The organism is Streptomyces sp. NPDC059002, assembly GCF_042740435.1.
GTDB lineage: Bacteria > Actinomycetota > Actinomycetes > Streptomycetales > Streptomycetaceae > Streptomyces.
On sequence record NZ_JBHYJI010000009.1, the window covers coordinates 167,964 to 184,287 of the forward strand.

General features: G+C 71.6%; 14 protein-coding genes. 10 read left to right on the plus strand and 4 right to left on the minus strand.

Annotation, left to right across the window (positions count from 1 at the left end):
- Positions 1–98 precede the first annotated feature (98 nt).
- On the plus strand, positions 99–1,010 hold the full coding sequence (locus ACFWZ2_RS11530) for a glycoside hydrolase family 16 protein (protein WP_384544844.1): 912 nt from the start codon (positions 99–101) through the stop codon (positions 1,008–1,010).
- Between the two features lie 157 nt (positions 1,011–1,167).
- Positions 1,168–2,646, plus strand: a complete 1,479-nt coding sequence (locus ACFWZ2_RS11535) for an esterase (protein WP_384544845.1) — start codon at positions 1,168–1,170, stop codon at positions 2,644–2,646.
- Positions 2,647–2,722: 76 nt separating this feature from the next.
- Here ACFWZ2_RS11535 and ACFWZ2_RS11540 read toward each other — a convergent pair whose 3' ends face one another.
- Both ACFWZ2_RS11540 and ACFWZ2_RS11545 read right to left on the minus strand, forming a co-directional pair.
- Positions 2,723–2,872 carry a hypothetical protein gene (locus ACFWZ2_RS11540; RefSeq protein ID WP_384544846.1) on the minus strand — a complete coding sequence of 50 codons (150 nt, stop codon included), beginning with the start codon at positions 2,870–2,872 and terminating at the stop codon, positions 2,723–2,725.
- Between the two features lie 146 nt (positions 2,873–3,018).
- A complete protein-coding gene (locus tag ACFWZ2_RS11545) occupies positions 3,019–4,137 on the minus strand; it encodes an SGNH/GDSL hydrolase family protein (protein WP_384544847.1) in 1,119 nt (372 codons plus the stop codon).
- 403 nt (positions 4,138–4,540) lie between these two features.
- On the opposite strand from ACFWZ2_RS11545, the gene ACFWZ2_RS11550 reads away from it, so the two are divergent.
- The 7 genes from ACFWZ2_RS11550 to ACFWZ2_RS11580 all read left to right on the plus strand — a co-directional run bounded on the left by ACFWZ2_RS11550 (position 4,541) and on the right by ACFWZ2_RS11580 (position 12,655).
- Positions 4,541–5,602 carry a phytanoyl-CoA dioxygenase family protein gene (locus ACFWZ2_RS11550; protein WP_384544848.1) on the plus strand — a complete coding sequence of 354 codons (1,062 nt, stop codon included), beginning with the start codon at positions 4,541–4,543 and terminating at the stop codon, positions 5,600–5,602.
- The gene (locus tag ACFWZ2_RS11555) at positions 5,584–6,897 is read left to right on the plus strand and encodes a DUF6271 family protein (RefSeq protein WP_384544849.1); all 1,314 of its coding nucleotides are present in this window, start codon (positions 5,584–5,586) and stop codon (positions 6,895–6,897) included. Before ACFWZ2_RS11550 ends, ACFWZ2_RS11555 begins: the two co-directional genes overlap by 19 nt.
- Before the next feature lie 8 nt (positions 6,898–6,905).
- The gene (locus ACFWZ2_RS11560) at positions 6,906–8,090 is read left to right on the plus strand and encodes a type III PLP-dependent enzyme (RefSeq protein WP_384544850.1); all 1,185 of its coding nucleotides are present in this window, start codon (positions 6,906–6,908) and stop codon (positions 8,088–8,090) included.
- A gap of 25 nt (positions 8,091–8,115) precedes the next feature.
- Positions 8,116–8,673 (plus strand): GNAT family N-acetyltransferase, encoded by a 558-nt coding sequence (locus tag ACFWZ2_RS11565; protein WP_384544851.1) that lies wholly within the window; start codon positions 8,116–8,118, stop codon positions 8,671–8,673.
- Positions 8,673–9,920 (plus strand): MFS transporter, encoded by a 1,248-nt coding sequence (locus ACFWZ2_RS11570; RefSeq protein ID WP_384544852.1) that lies wholly within the window; start codon positions 8,673–8,675, stop codon positions 9,918–9,920. The genes ACFWZ2_RS11565 and ACFWZ2_RS11570 overlap by 1 nt, the downstream gene beginning before the upstream one ends.
- A gap of 113 nt (positions 9,921–10,033) precedes the next feature.
- The gene (locus ACFWZ2_RS11575) at positions 10,034–10,972 is read left to right on the plus strand and encodes a diiron oxygenase (RefSeq protein ID WP_384544853.1); all 939 of its coding nucleotides are present in this window, start codon (positions 10,034–10,036) and stop codon (positions 10,970–10,972) included.
- Between the two features lie 33 nt (positions 10,973–11,005).
- Entirely contained in the window at positions 11,006–12,655 is a 1,650-nt protein-coding gene (locus ACFWZ2_RS11580; protein WP_384544854.1) for an FAD-dependent oxidoreductase, read from the plus strand.
- A 76-nt stretch (positions 12,656–12,731) separates the two neighbouring features.
- On the opposite strand, the gene ACFWZ2_RS11585 is transcribed toward ACFWZ2_RS11580, so the two are convergent.
- Positions 12,732–14,084, minus strand: coding sequence for an SLC13 family permease (locus ACFWZ2_RS11585; RefSeq protein ID WP_384544855.1), 1,353 nt, complete (start codon positions 14,082–14,084; stop codon positions 12,732–12,734).
- Between the two features lie 152 nt (positions 14,085–14,236).
- Entirely contained in the window at positions 14,237–15,004 is a 768-nt protein-coding gene (locus tag ACFWZ2_RS11590) for an IclR family transcriptional regulator (protein WP_384544856.1), read from the minus strand.
- Positions 15,005–15,143: 139 nt separating this feature from the next.
- On the opposite strand from ACFWZ2_RS11590, the gene ACFWZ2_RS11595 reads away from it, so the two are divergent.
- Complete coding sequence (locus tag ACFWZ2_RS11595; protein WP_384544857.1) at positions 15,144–16,310, plus strand: pyridoxal-phosphate-dependent aminotransferase family protein; 1,167 nt, start codon at positions 15,144–15,146, stop codon at positions 16,308–16,310.
- The last annotated feature ends 14 nt before the right edge of the window (positions 16,311–16,324 follow it).

Here is a 16,324-nt window from a genome sequence, read left to right on the forward strand (position 1 = left end):
GCCGGGCGCCAGTCGGCCCCGGACCCTGGCGGGGCGCCGCGCGCTCCACGAGGATGACCCCTTCCTGTGGGGCGTCCTCGTGGAGCGGAGGCGGCGCGATGGGATCACGCGCGGCGAAGGGACGGCGGCGCGGCCGCTCGGTCGTGTTCGGAGCGCTCGGCGCGACACTGCTCGCCGCCCTGCTGTGCATCCCCAGCGCGGGGGGAGCCCCGGTGTCGGCGGACGCCTGCCGGGACGCGGGCACGGATCTGCCGCGCGGCGACTGCGGCCCGTTCTGGCAGGTACTCGCCGAGGACTTCAATGGCGACCGGGTGCCGCTCGGCGCGTTCAGCGACTGCGACCACCACGCCGACACCTCCGCCGCGTACTGCGCGGGACTCGACGGCTCCTACCGCGACAACTGGTGGGCGTACCCCACCGGTTGGCGCGACACGGCCAACGAAAGGGGCCGCTCCGTCACCGGTGTCTACCACCCGGAGGACACCGTGAGCGTGGGCCCTGCGGCGGACGGCGACGGCCGCATGCGCATCCGCATGTGGCGGCCCGCCGACGGCGGACCCGTCCACGCCGCGGCGGTCGTACCACGCGCGGTCATGCAGATGAAGTACGGCAAGTACAGCGCCCGCATCAAGGTCACCGAGCAGGCCGCCGGATACAAGTCGGCGTGGCTGCATTACGGCGGCGGCTGCGAGATGGACCACCCCGAGGGCGAGTGGACCGGGTCCTTGAGCGCCTTCCACCACCCCTGCGGCGGCGGCGAACAGGGCTCGTACCGCGGCGCCGACGACTGGACCAGGTGGCACACCGTGTCCACCGAGTGGACCCCGGGCCACGTGCGCTTCTTCGTCGACGGACGCGAGACGGGACACGACACGCGGGGCGTCCCCGACCAGCCGCTGTCCTGGGTCCTGCAGAACGAGAGCGCCCTAGAGGGCCCGGGCGCGGCACCCGGCAGCAGCGCGCAGCTGGAGATCACCTGGGTCGCGGCGTACGCATACGGCTGGAAGTGACGCCCGGCACCTGCCGGTTCGTCGTCCCGCACCGATCCGTGCACCCCGTACAACCCTCGCGCCCCATCCCGTGTCGAACAGGGCGCCGGACAAGGAACGGGCCCTTTCCGGACACCCCCCGCGCCTGCCCGGCCACCTTCCTGCACAGGAGCCGCTCATGCGCAAGAACCGTTCGGCCGCCCTCGCCGCGGCATCGTTCCTTCTGCTGACCGGGGCCGGTATCGCCGCCGCCCCCTCCGCCTTCGCCGGTACCCCTGGGGGGACCCACGCCGACGACCGCAACAGCGACTTCAACGGCGACGGATACGAAGACGTGCTGGTCGGCGCCCCCGGCGCGACCGTCAGCGGACAGCAGGGCGCAGGGCTCGTCACGGTCCAGTACGGCTCGACCAGAGGCATCGGCACCAGCGACGTCGCCAGATTCAGCCAGTCGACGGCCGGTGTCGCGGGCGCCGCCGAGGCGGGCGACGGCTTCGGCAAGGCCGTCGCCACCGGCGACCTGGACGGCGACGGCTACGACGACGCGATCGTCGGCATCCCCGGCGAGGACCTCGACGACCGGGCCGACGCCGGTGGCGTCGCCGTCCTGTGGGGCTCGAAGACGGGACTCACCGGATCCGCCAGCAGTTGGCTGCAGAGCGAGCAGGCCGCCGCGGGCCAGCAGTTCGGCCTCGGTCTCGCCGCGGCGCACTTCACCGCGGACACTCCCGGCGACCTCCTCGCCGTGCTCGACCGGGACAACATCGAGCTCTTCGTGTACGACCCCGCGCCGCAGGCCCGCGGCGGGGCGCCGCTGCGCCGTCAGGCCACCGAGCGGCTCGACAGGTCGGCCGACGCCAGCCAGATCGTGTCCAAGTCGCTGACCACCGGCGACTACGACGACAACGGCTACGCCGACCTCGTCGCCTCAGGCGTGACGGAGGGGGACGAGCCCGGTCACGGCTGGTCCGTGCAGTTCGCGGGCGGCGCCGACGGCCTCGCGTACAAGAACGACCTGCGCGGCGGCCCCGCCGCGGCCTCCGGCGACATCAACCACGACGGCTACGACGACCTGGTGACCGGCGAGCCCGCATCGCCCGACGACGGCGGCGAGACGATGACCGGCGGCCTGGTCGGCGTGCGCTACGGCACCCCGGACGGCCTCGTCGACGAGGCCAAGTGGTGGACCCAGGACTCCGCGGGCGTGCCCGGCACCGCCGAGCGCGGGGACGGCTGGGGCGCCGACCTGTCCGTCGCGGACACCAACGGCGACGGCTACGCCGACGTGGCGATCGGCGCGCCCGGCGAGGACATCGGCACGGTCGCCGACGCGGGCGCCGTCTGGGTGCTCCGCGGCGGGGAGTACGGCCTGACGGCGACCGGCGCCAAGTCCTTCGACCAGGACTCCGCCGACATCCCCGGCGTGCCCGAGAAGGGCGACAAGTGGGGCGCGCAGGTGCGGCTCGCGGACCCGAACCGCGACGGCCGCTTCGGCCTGCTGGCCGCCGCGCCCGGCGAGAACGCGGGGGACGGCGTGGTGTGGGTCCTCTCCGCGGGCTCGGGCGGCGTCACCGGGTCCGGCTCCTGGACGTACGGCGCGGCGTCACTGGGTGCGCCGGGCACGGGGGCGGCGTTCGGCGCGGCGATCGACGAGTAGCGGCACCCCGCCTGCGGGGCCGGTGTCGGCACCGGCCCCGCACGGCAGCCGCGCGCCGCCGACGCGGCGTACGTGATCAGCCGTACCGCTCGAGGGTGGTGGTGAGCGCCTCCGGCAGGACGTCGGTGGTGCTCTGCGGGCCGCGTTCGCTGACCCAGGTCGTCCCGTTCCAGGTGAGGGAGAGCGGGGTGTCGAGGGTGCCGCCGTAGCGGCCCTGTTCTCCCACGGGGCCGGGCGGGCAACCCTCTGAACCGGGCACCTCGCCCCGTCAATGTACGGAGATGAGCAATCCCCCCCCCGCAATTCCGGAACCTCGGAATCCGTGTAATCCGGAATCCCCAAATCCCGTAATCCCGTCATTGCCTGGACCTGTTACTCGGACTTCTCCAATGTCTTGAGGACGGTGGCCGCCTGGTGGTCGGCGCCGAGCTCGTTCGGGTGGAGCGGCACCGCGAGGCCGGGGGGATTGGCCGTCAGGGGCACGAACCCCTCGACCCACTTGGTGCCGGGCAGCCCGCAGACGTCGTGGCCCACGCTGCCGCTGTAGGTGTCCACCAGGCGTACGTCGAAGTCCGCGATGTCGCGGTCGGCCCGCCGGACGGCCCTGGCCAGCGCGTCGTTGATCTCCTTGAGCTTGGCACCGAGCCACATCAGGTCGCCGTCGTTGACCTGGACGTAGGGGTAGCAGCCGTGGTCGAGGGGGACTCCGGCGAGGTAGTCGACGACGAGGACGGTGGCGTCGGGGGCGAGTTCATGGGTGCGCTTCAGGGCGTCGTACACCTTGCCCTCGACGGGTGCGATCCGCTTCGACATCTCGTCGACGCCCCGCTTCACCCAGCCCTTCTTGCACGCTCCGCCGAGCGGGGCGGGCAGGGTGAGGCCGGGCAGCAGTTCCAGGGACGGCAGCAGATTGAAGCAGGACGCGGCCGCGCTCGCGAGACCGGCATCGTTGCCGCCGATGCCGATGGTGACCAGGTCGGTGGTGGGGGAGAGCCGGGAGAACTGGCGCGGATTCGTGCCCCGGATGAAGCCCAGGTAGTTGATGTCCTGGGCCTTGTCGAAGTCCTCGGTCGTCGCGCTGCCGCAGGTCGCGTCGCGCAGCGTCGTGACGCCGAGCGCCTTGGCGACCTTCTTCGGGTAGTTCCAGGCCGACTGGAAGCAGGCGTACGGAGCGTGCTCGGTCGACACGTTCGTCAGCAGGGCGACATCGGCCGACCAGGAGTCGCCGAGCGCGACGTACTCCGCGTACTCCGTATCCCGGGGCGCGGCGGCGGCGTCCAGGGGGAGCGCGGTCGCGAGCAGGGTGGCGGCTGCCGCGGAGGCGGCGGCGCGGGCGAGGCGCGATGCGGTGGACGGCGTAGGGGTGGAGGTGCGGGGCGACGTACCGATGGGGGTGCGGGGCGACGTACGCGAGGGTGTCCGAAAAGGCGTACGGAAGGGTGTCCGGAAGGGCAGCGAGAGGGACGGGCGGGCGGACTTTCGGGCAGACATGGGGGAACTCCTGAAGGACCGGGCGGCAGGGGAGCGGAGGCGCATGGAACCTCGCCCTCCGCATCCAGTCATCGATCCCGCCCCGCGTCCGGGATTCCTGCGCCAAGTTCACCCGTGCGCGCCGTGACGTCATCCGATAGGCGAATTCCGGTCCGTACCAATGCGGTATTTTCCCGGCCCGATCAAGGGCGTCCGGAGTGTCTCCGACGGGGAAAGCGGGCGCGTGAAGGGCGCGTGAAGTGGGGGCGAATATGAGCTTTTCTGTCAACAAGGGCACCCAACTCTTTTGTTGACAGCGGGAGTTGGTCTAGTCCATTTTGGTGCTACGTGAGTTCGACGTGGGGCGGGTGTGACATGCGCTGCCCTCGCGAGCGGCAGAGAGAACCGAACCTTGGAGCACCACATGCCGGCGGCCGACCGCTACCTCCATCGAGCCCCCTCAGACGTCCCGTACTTCAGCTCGGACGGCGAGACCTATCTGGCCCAGACCCAGCTGCGTGACCTGACCAAGACCCGCGAACTCAAGGTGCTCTCCGAGGAGGAGTTCGCCTTCTGGCAGACGTACGGCTACGTCGTCGTGAAGCAGGCCATCCCGGCCGCATCGGCCAAGCAACTCCTCGACTTCGCCTGGGACTTCCAGGGGCTCGACCCCGAGCGCCCCGAGACCTGGTACGAGGAGCGCGAGTACCGCTCGGACCTGGACAGGGAGCTGCACATCTACGGCTTCGTCGAGGCGTACCACCACCAGCTCATATGGGACAGCCGCCAGACGCGGCGGGTGTACGAGGCCTTCGCCGACGTGTGGGACTGCGCAGAGCTCTGGGTGACCCTGGACCGGCTCAACCTCAACCCGCCCAACGTCAAGAACCGCGACCGCGGCCTGATCGCGCCCACCGAGCGAGGCTTCGACATCAACCTCCACTGGGACGTCGACACCACCCTCGGCGTGCTGCCGCAGCGCGTCCAGGGGATCATCGCCCTGGACGACACGCACGCGGAACTCGGCGGCTTCCAGTGCTGCCCCGAGCTGTTCCGGCAGTTCGACCGGTGGAAGGCGCTCCAGCCCGACGACCGCGACCCGATCCGGCCCGCGATCGACCGCGACGAACTGCCCGTCGTACGCCCCGAACTGGAGGCTGGCGACCTGCTCATCTGGAACGGCCTGCTGGCCCACGGCGTCGCCCCCAACACCTCGGGCAGCGGCGTGCGCGCGGTCCAGTACCTCTCGATGATGCCCGCGCTCGAATCCCACGAGAAGCTGCGCCGCTCCCGCGTCGAGTCCTGGCAGAACCTCAGCACGCCCGACTGGAACGCCACCCTGCTCGGCGACGCCAAGCAGCACGAGTCCCTCAGGTACGGCACGGCCGCCCTGGACGACCTCGGCGCCAAGCTCCTCGGCCTGAAGTCCTGGACCGGGCAGCCCTTCGACGCGATCGGGGAAGACGCATGCGCCGAATCTGCCTGACACTCCCCACCAACAGGGCCTGCCCCCAGACCATTTCGGCCATCGGCGACGAGGCCGCCTACGCCGCGGCGCACTTCGACGTCGAGGTGCACCTGCTGATCCTCGACTCCTCCGACCCCGCCACCTTCGCCGGGCACGCGGCGGCCGTCCGCGCGCTCGGCGACGTCCCCCGGGTCGTCACGCACCACCTCGACGAGGCGGCGCAGCGCGACTTCCTGCGCCGGGTCATCGCCCGCGCCGAGGTCGCCAAGCCCGAGCTGATGCTCGACCTGATGCTGCCGGACGGGCTCTCCTACGGCGCCTGCACCAACCGCGCCTTCCTCCTGGCCGCCGCACTCGGCTGCGAGTCCGTGCACCGCAGGGACTCCGACAGCCACTACCAGGTCGCCGACGGTGCGCCCGTCTTCCCCGTCCACCACGAGCTCATGTCGCTCGGCAAGCGCGCGGCCGACGCCGCCCCCGGCGTCACCGAGACGGCCCTCGCCGCCGAGCACCACGACAAGCGCGTCGCGATGGTGGGCAGCTCCTTCGTCGGCGAACTCTCCGTGGACATCGGCGAGATCTGCCGCATCGACCCGGACGTCTACTACGACGTGGTCAGCCTGTGGGCGCCCGTGCACTGGTCGGACGAGGAGAAGCGGCAGCTCGTCGACGAATCCTTCCGCGGCGCGGGCTCCGACACCTTCACCCGCGACCACGCGACGCTGACGCTCGTCGACCCGATGCGCGTCGACATGTGCAACATCGCCTTCCACGACGTGCACGAACGCGTCCCGCTGCCGCCCGCCACCGACACCATCGGCAGCGACTACTTCCTCATCCACCTCGTCCACGACGCCGCCCTGCCCGGCGTCCTGCACAACCGCAACATCGTCAACTTCTACACCGAGGAACGCCGCACCGACCCCGGCTTCATGGCATACCAGCTGCGGTTCGTGAAGTTCTTCCTCTCGATGCTCTACTTCAACTTCATCTACGACCGGATGGCCGGGGCCGGCGAGGCGCTCCTGGACGACGATGGCCGGGTGAGCGCCCGTGACATCGCCGCGTTCGCCAGGGAGAGCGCCCGCCTGGACTGGGCCGAGAACGTCGAACGGCTCGACAGGATCGACGTCGCCTACCGTCGACTGGGCGGCAGATACGCCGAGTTCGCCGACCTCCTTGCCGAACGCCGCGAGCGCCTGCTGGACGAGGCGCGGCGCGACATCGAGGACTTCGCCCTGCTCACCGAGGCGTGGGGACCCCTGGTGCGGGCGAGCGCGGATGCCGAGCCGACCCCGGGGCGGTTCGGTTGAGCGCCACCATGACGTACGACACCGAACCCCTGCTCGACGCCCTCGCGGCCGCCGCCGAGGACCAGATCGTCTACGACCTGCCGGGCATCGAGGCCCGCTACGACACACTGCGCCGCGAACTGCCCGGCGTCGCCGTCCGGTTCGCCATGAAGGCCTGCCCGGTGGACGAGGTGCTCGCCCGCCTCGCGCTGCGCGGCTCCGGCGTCGACGCGGCGAGCCCGCACGAAGTGGAACAGGCGCTGCGGGCGGGTGTGCCGCTCACCAGGATCCACTACGGCAACACCGTCAAGTCCGACCGCAACATCATCGACGCCCACCGGCTCGGCATCAGGGACTTCGCGACCGACTGCCTGGAGGACGTGACGGCGCTCGCCGTGCACGCCCCTGGCACCCGGGTGTTCTGCCGTCTCGCGACCACCGGCGAGGGCGCCCTGTGGGGCCTGAGCAACAAGTACGGGTGCTCGCCCGCCGACGCCGTGGACGTCCTGACCGCCGCGCGGGGCAAGGGGCTCGTTCCCGCGGGCCTGTCCGTGCACGTCGGCTCCCAGCAGATGACGGCCGACGCCTGGCGCGGTGCCTTCGACCGCCTGGCGGACGTCCTGACCGCCCTGCACCGGCGCGGGATCTCCCTCGACCACGTCAATCTCGGCGGCGGGCTGCCCGCGCTCGGCTACCGCGACAAGCACGGCAGACCGCTCGACCCCCCGATGGACAAGATCTTCGCCGTGATCCGCGAGGGCATGGAACGGCTGCGGGAGATCCACGGGCACCGCCTCGACTTCGTCGTGGAGCCCGGCCGCTACCTCATCGCCGACCACGGGGCGATACGCGCCCATGTCTCCCGCCTGTCCGCGCGCCGCCAGGCGAACGGCGAGCGGCAGTACTGGCTCTACCTGAGCTGCGGCAAGTTCAACGGCCTCTATGAAATGGACCAGTTGCAGTACCGGCTGGTCTTCCCCTCGCACCTGGACGGCGAGTCGGTCCCTGCCGTCGTGGCGGGCCCCACCTGCGACAGCGACGACGCCTACTCCCACGAGGACGGCCTCGTCCCGGTGCCCAAGGGACTGGCATCGGGCGACCCGGTCTGGGTGCTCTCCTGCGGCGCGTACGCGACCAGCTATATGACGCAGGGCTTCAACGGGTTCAGTCCCCTTCCCTATACGTGGATCGACGGCGGCACGCATGAGTCATGAGACACGGCCGAGTCATGAGGCACCCATGCGTCATGACGTGCGCGTACGGCACATCGCCGACGCCGACTGGGACGGCATCACCGCCCTGGAGGCCCGCGCCTACACCCCCCTCGGCCTGTCGGAGGGACGGGCCGAGCTGGAGTCCCGGATGCGGGCCTCGCCCGGCACCTGCTTCGCGCTCGACCTCGGGTCACGGCTCGCGGGCTATCTCCTCGCGCTGCCCTACCCGGAACACGAGTACCCGGACCTGCGCAGCACGGAAGGGGCCGCGCCCGCGTCGCGCAATCTGCATCTGCACGACGTCGTCATCGCCGAGGACCTGCGCCACCGGGGGCTCGCGCGGCACCTCGTCGACCACCTCATGGAGACGGCCCGCGCGCACGGCTACGAACGGATCTCCCTGGTCGCCGTCGGCGGCAGCGACACGTTCTGGGCGGCGCGGGGATTCACCGGACGCCGGGACGTCGTGCCCCCGGCCGGTTACGGCCCGGACGCCGTGTACATGTACCGCGCGGTGCCGGCGGGCGCGGCCCTGGCCGGTGCCGCGCCGCAGATATCTCCGTCGCTGAGAGAAGTGGGCTGATGCGGGTGCTCCGCGTACGTGATCCTTTCCACCGGGGCCAGTTGGCGATCGCCGCCCTGTTCTGCTCCCTGGGCTTCCAGTACGCCACGTGGGCGGCGCGGATCCCGGCCATCAAGGCGGACCTCGACCTCACGGCGGCCGAGGTCGGCGTGCTCCTGATGGCCGCCGGGGTGGGCGCGGCCGTCTCGTTCCCCCTGGTCGCGGTGTTGATGAGGAGCTTCGCCTCCCGGCACCTCGCGGTCCTTTCGGCCATCGGCCTCGCCCTGCTGCTCCCGGCCCTCGCCGCGGCACCGAACTTCCCCCTCGCGCTCGTCGTGCTGGGGGCCGACGGTGTCCTCGTGGGCTGTCTGAACGTCTCCATGAACGCCCAGGGGGCCGCGCTGGAGAGCAGGCACGAGCGCAACGCCATGGCCCGGCTGCACGCGACGTTCAGCGGCGGTTCGCTGCTCGCCGCGCTCGTCGCCTCCGCCATGAACGCGGTGACCTCGACGGTCGCCGTGCACTTCGCCGTCGCCGCGCTGATCATCCTCCTGCTCGTCGCGCTCGCGCGGACGGGACTTCTGGCGGAGGAGGAAGGAGCCACGGAGGAGAAGGGCAAGGAGCCGGAGCAGGAGAAGGCCCAGGAACAGTCGAAGTCCGGGAAGAAGAAGGGCACTTGGTCCCTGCCCTCCCGCATGGCCCTGTGGATGTGCGCCGCCATGGCGTTCGGCACCGTGACGGAGGGTGCCATGAACGACTGGTCGGCCCTCTATCTGAAGGACGTGGCCAAGGCGTCGGCGGAACTGGCGCCCCTGGGCATCGCCGTGGTCTCCGGAATGATGGTCGTGGCCCGGCTCTTCGCCGACGGCTGGCGCAGCCGCTGGGGCGACGGCCGCATCGTCGTCGTGGGCAGCGCGGTGGCCGGTGCCGGACTGGCCGTCGCCCTGCTCAGCGGCGGTCTGGTGCCCGCTCTCCTCGGCTTCGCCTGTGTGGGGCTCGGGGTCGCGGCCGTGACCCCGTGCGTGTATGTGGCCGCGGCGAACGAGGGCTCGGACACGCTGACGCTCGTCGCCGCCATGGGCACGACGGGACTGCTCGCCGGGCCGCCGCTCATCGGGTTCATCGCCCATGCCAGCAGCCTGGTCTGGGGGCTCGGGGCCGTCGCCGCTTCGGCGCTCGTCGTGTCGCTCTGCGGTACGCGGATCCGGTGGACGCCCGCGAGTGCCGCGGCGGACTCCGCGGAAGAAGGGGTTCTTACTCGGGGGTAGGCTCCGCCGACCCCCTTGTTATACGGTCTGTCTAACAAGGGGGTCGCGGCGGGCGGAGGGACGATGCGCCGCGGTTCCGTTCTGCGCACACTTCTGAGCCGAGGAGCCGCAGCATGGCAGGCAGCACCGTTCGCCCCAGCACACCGGACCACCCCCAGGACCGCTCCGCCCACGCCTCCCAGGAAGGCGACGTGGCGCGGCGGTTGCTCGACTCGGCCGCCGTCCTGGCGTACGACCCCGCCACCGAGGTCGACTGGGAGACGCCGCTCGACCCGGACCACCACGGCGCGAGCCCGGAGTGGAGCACGCTCTACGGCACCGCGTACTGGCGCGAGCTGACCGAGGCGCAGCGCAAGGAGCTGACGCGGCAGGAAGCCGCTTCGGTGGCCAGCACGGGCATCTGGTTCGAGATGATTCTCCAGCAGATGGTGCTGCGCGACGTGTACGCCAAGGATCCGACGAGCGCCGAGGTCCAGTGGGCGCTCACGGAGATCGCCGAGGAGTGCCGGCACTCGATCATGTTCGCGCGCGGCGCCGAGAAGCTCGGGGCGCCGCCCTACCGGCCGAAGCGGTTCGTCACCGAACTCGGCAGGGTGTTCAAGACGGTGGCCTTCGGCGAGGCGGCGTACGCGGCGATCCTCGTGGCCGAAGAGGTGCTCGACGTCATGCAGCGCGACTGGATGCGGGACGAGCGGGTCGTGCCGTTCGTCCGCACGATCAACAACATCCATGTCGTCGAGGAGTCGCGGCACATGAAGTTCGCCCGCGACCAGACGCGCAAGCGGCTCGTCGGCGCGGGCGCGGTGCGCCGCCAGATCAACGCCTTCGTGGTGGCCGTCGCGTCGTACTACATCGTCACGAGCATGGTGAACCCCAAGGTGTACGCGAACGCCGGACTCGACGAGAAGCGCGCGCTGGCCGAGGCGAAGGCCAACGAACACCACAAGTCCATGATGCGGTCGAGCTGTTCGGGCCTCATGGAGTTCCTTGCCTCCGCCCGGCTGCTCACCCGCCCGGCCCTCGCGTTCTACAAGCGCGCCCACCTGATCTGACCTGTTCCGAGCGAGCCGAGCCGAGCCGACGACATGACCTACGCCATCACGCAGACCTGCTGCAGCGACGCCACCTGCGTCGCCGTGTGCCCCGTCAACTGCATCCACCCGACACCGCAGGAACGGGCGTTCGGCAGCACGGAGATGCTGCACATCGACCCCAAGACCTGCATCGGCTGCGGCGCCTGCGCCGACGCCTGCCCGGTCGACGCGATCTTTCCCGTGGACCGGCTGCCCGCCGCGCAGCGCGAGTACGCCGACATCAACGCCGCGTACTACGACGACGCGGCGCCCGAACCCGCCCCCGACGGGCCCAACTTCCACGCCTGGGGCGAGCCGTCCTTCCCGCGCGTCCTGCCCGCGGACTTCGCGCCGCTCAAGGTCGCCGTCGTCGGCACGGGCCCCGCGGGGATGTACGCCGCCCAGGACCTGCTCCTGCACACCGGCGCCGAGGTGACGCTCATCGACCGGCTTCCGGTGGCCGGCGGCCTGGTGCGGTACGGCGTGGCGCCGGACCATCCCGCGACGAAGAAGGTCGGCGACACCTTCGCGCGCTTCCACGCCCACCCGAGGGTGCGCATGCACCTGGGCCTCGACGTGGGCACCGACATCACCCACGAGGAGATCGCGGCCCACCACGACGCGGTCGTCTACGCCGTGGGCGCCCCCGCCGACCGCAGGCTCGCCGTCCCCGGCGGGGAACTGCCCGGCAGCGTCTCCGCGAGCGCCTTCGTGGCCTGGTACAACGCCCATCCGGACGCGGCGCGGGACCCCGTCGACCTGTCGGCCGAGCGCGTGGTCGTCGTCGGCAACGGCAACGTCGCCCTCGACGTGGCACGGATCCTGCTCGCCGACCCCGACGCCCTGGCCCGCACCGACATCGCCGAGCACGCCCTCGCGGCGCTGCGCGCGAGCAAGGTGCGCGAGGTGGTGCTGCTCGGCAGGCGCGGCCCCGAGGACGCCGCGTACACCAGGTCCGAACTCCTCGCGCTGCGCCATGTGCCGGGCGTGGAGCTGGTCGTGGACGACCACGACCCGCGGATCGCGCCCGCTGTCGAGTCCGCCCGCGCCCGGGACAAGGCGGTCGTGCTGCAGGGCGTCCCGCGGGCGCGGCCCGATCTGCAGGGCCCGCCCGCGCCGGGTCGGCGGATCGTCCTGCGCTTCCACAGCACGCCCGTGGAGGTCGTCGGCGGCGACCGGGTCGACGCGGTGCGCGTCGAGGGCGGGGCCGGAGAAGGCACGATCCGGGCGGGCGTGCTGGTGCGCGCCATCGGGTACCGGGGTGTGCCGGTCGCGGGGCTGCCCTTCGACGAGGACACGGGCACCGTTCCGCACGAGGGCGGCCGGGTCGTGGGGCGGCCGGGGACGTATGTCGTGGGCTGGATCAAGCGCGGCCCCAGCGGCGGCATCGGCGCCAACCGCACCTGCGCGGCCGAGACGGTGACCACGCTCCTCGCCGACGCGGTCGCCGGTGCGCTGCCCGCACCGAAGCACGCGGGCAAGGGTTTCCACCGGCTGGTCCGGCGCCGCAACCGGCAGGTCGTCGACGCCCGTGGCCTGGCCGCGATCGAGCGCGCCGAGGTCGCGCGGGGCCGCCGCGACGGGCGGCCCCGGGTCAAACTCGCCACGGTGGCGGAGCTGGTGGCGACGGCCAGGCGGGGTCGGCAGGGACTGCCGCGCTGAACCGGCGTCCGCGCCCGGGTTCTCCCCCCACCCCGGGCGCGGCCGCCTTCCGTCCGGGCGCGTCCTGTCCGGGCGGTCACCCTTGCCCCGGGACGACGAAGAGCGCCCAGGTGGCGAGCGGTGCGACGATCGCCATGGACAGGCCCCACTTCATGAGCGCGGTGAACACCTGGGGGCGTACGTCCTCGGGGGCGTTGGCGGCGACCAGGGCCCCGCTGGTCGACAGCGGCGAGGAGTCGACGACGGACGAGGAGACGGCGAGCGCGATGATCAGTCCCACCGTGCTGACCTGACCATCCATCAAGAACGGTACGGCGAGCGGGATCAGAGCGCCGAGGATCCCGGTGGTGGAGGCGAACGCGGAGACCAGGGCGCCGATGAGGCAGATCAACAGGGCGCCCGCGAGCGGTGAGTCGATCTTCGCGACGCTCTCGCCGAGCCAGTCGATGGTGCCCTGGCGCTCCATGACGCCGACATAGGTCACCACCCCGCACACCAGCAGGACGGTGGACCAGGCGCAGCGGTCCACGGCGCCCTTGGCCGATTCGGGGTCGACGAGGGTGAGCACGACGACCACGGTCAGCGCCATGAGCCCGACGTTGTAGTCGAGCAGGAGCGCCCCCGCGACCATGCCGAGCAGTCCGAGCAGGGTCAGGGTGCGGGCCCTGTCGAGGCGCAGGGCGACGGTGGGCGTTGCGGGTGCGATGGTCGCGGTCGTGGCGCCGCCGCCCTCGGGGGCGGCGCCTCCGGTGTCCCCGCCCGGCCGCGCGGCGAGCCCGTCGGCGTCCCGCTCGGGGGTGGTCCCTGCGTCGGTGCTGCGGCGGCCGATGAGGTGCCGGCCGCCGAAGAGGAAGTACGCCACGACGCTGAGCGCGGCATTGAAGAGGAAGGACATCGTGAACAGCAGCTCGGGGCTGCCCGAGAGGTCGTTGCGTTCGACGACGCCGTTGGTGATGCTGCCGAAGACGCTGGCGGGCGAGAAGCCGCCCGCGCTCGCGCCGTTGGTGACGAGCAGGCCCATGAGCATCGGGTTGATCCGGTACCGGACGCAGAAGCTCATGCCGATGGGCGCGATGACGCCGACCGCGGCGGGCACGACGGCGCCGACCGCGGTGAGGATGGCGGTGATCAGGAACATGACCCACGGGATGAGGGCGATCCGGCCGCCCACGGCCCGGGTCGCGGCATCCACGAGCCATTCGATGGTGCCGTTGTTCTTCGCGATGGCGAAGAGAAAAGTGACTCCTACGAGTACGACGAAGAGGTCCCCCGGGAAGCCGCCGAAGACGTCGTCCGCGCTCTCGCCGGCGGCGGCTGAGCCGACGGCGAAGGCGGCGACGAGAGCGAGCACTCCCATGTGGACCGAGGTGAAGGTGGCGACGGTGAACACGAGCACCAGTGCGCCGATCGCGATGAGATGGTCTGCCATGACACGTCCTCGCCTTCGGGCTGCGGCCGAGAAGGTCGGCCGGGACTGTCCGCAGCATGGACTTGGGGTTCCACTATGCGGAACTCTCCTGCGGCGTTGGCGAGTATGTGACGGCTGTCACGCGCCGTCAAGGGGGTGCGGCGGCGCGGGAGTTACCCGGCGCGGCTCGCGAGGGGCGCTTCGTAGCCGAGCGCCGCACTGATCTCCTGGGCCGCCGCCCGCACATGCGCTCCGAGCGCGTCCAGGCGCTCCCGGTCGCAGCGGCTGCTGGGCAGATTGATGCTCATGCTCGCCACCGGAGTGCCGTCGGGGCCGAGGATCGCGGCGGCGACCGCGGACACGTCGTCGCGCCATTCGCCCTGGTTGAGGGCGTATCCACGGCTGCGCACCGCGGCCAGTTCGGCGCGCAGCGCGTCGGGGTCGTCGATCGTGGTGTCCGTGAAGTGCGTCAGGCCGCGGGCGAGATGGCGCTCGATCGACTCGGCGGATCCCGCGGCGAGGATCGCCTTGCCGTTGGCGGAGGCGTGCCCGGACAGCGGCTGGCCGAGCGGCAGCACGATCCGCACCGGCTGGGTCGTCTCCAGGCGCTCGACGAGGACGACGCGGTCGCCCTCGGGAACCGCGAGGTGCACCGTCTCGTCGACGGCGCGGCGCAGCTTCTCCATCACGGGCACCGCCACGTCCCGCACGCCCAGTTCGCCCGTGGCCTGCCGCCCGATGAGCAGCGCCTTCGTGGTGAGGGTCCAGCGCGTGGGCGTCCCGCCCGTCTGCTTGATCCAGCCCGCGGTGTGCAGGGTGCCGAGCGCCCGCTGGACCGTGCTCTTCGGCAGGTCCACGGCTCGCGCGAGCTCGGCGACGCCGATGGGCTGACGGGTCGCCAGCTCCTCCAGTGTGCGCAGGGTGTTGAGGACGTTCTGCATCAAGATCCCCCTCGGGTGGCGCAGTTGACGCCGCGACGGGGCCGTTGACCCTCGCCGGGGGCGACCCTATGCTGCGTCGTGCCGCATCACGATACGCCGTGCCGTTTCACGGCACAAGCGTGGAGGGGAGATTCGCGCAATGACCATCCGGACCGGCCGTCACTTCCTCCAGATCCCCGGACCCACCAACGTTCCCGACCAGGTGCTCCGCGCCATGGCCGCACCCACCATCGACCACCGGGGCCCCGAATTCGCCGCGCTCACCCGCCGGTTGCTCGACGCGCTCAAACCCGTCTTCGGCACGGCGGGCCCCGTCGTCGTCTACCCGGCATCGGGCACCGGAGCGTGGGAGGCCGCCCTGGTCAACACGCTCAGCCCCGGCGACCGCGTGCTCTGCTTCGAGACCGGCCACTTCGCCGTACTGTGGCGGACCATGGCCCAATCCCTGGGCCTGGACGTGGAGTTCGTGCCCGGCGACTGGCGGCACGGCGCGTCACCCGAAGCCGCCGCCGAACGCCTGCGCGCGGACACCGGGCACCGGATCAAGGCCGTCTGCGTCGTGCACAACGAGACATCCACCGGCGTCACCAGCCGCGTACCGGAGATCCGCGCCGCCATCGACGACGCCGGGCACCCCGCGCTGCTGCTCGTCGACACGGTCTCCTCGCTGGGCTCCATCGAGTACCGGCACGACGCGTGGGGCGTCGACGTGACCGTGACCGGATCCCAGAAAGGCCTCATGCTGCCGCCGGGCCTGAGCTTCAACGCCGTGAGCGAGAAGGCGCTTTCGGCGTCCCGCACGTCACGGCTGCCCAAGTCCTTCTGGGACTGGGCGCCGATCATCGACGCGAACGAGGCGGGGTTCTTCCCGTACACCCCCGCCACCAACCTCCTGTACGGCCTCGACGAGGCGCTCCGCATGCTCGCCGACGAGGGCCTCGAACAGGTCTGGGCCCGGCACGCCCGGCACGCCGCCGCCACCCGAAGTGCCGTCCACGGCTGGGGACTCGACGTGCTCTGTGCCGACGAGCGCGAGCACTCCGGCTCCCTGACGGCCGTGCTCCTGCCGGAAGGCCAGGACGCCGACGCCGTACGGAAGATCGTCCTGGAGCGCTTCGACATGTCGCTCGGCACCGGCCTCGGACGGCTCGCGGGCAAGGTCTTCCGCATCGGCCATCTCGGCCACCTCAACGACCTCACGCTCGCCGGAACCCTCGCCGGTGTCCAGATGGGCCTCGAACTCGCCGGGGTCCCGGTCGGCCGCCAGGGTCTCGCCGACGCGCTCGACCACCTGCGGACCACCTGATCCGTACGCCCCCT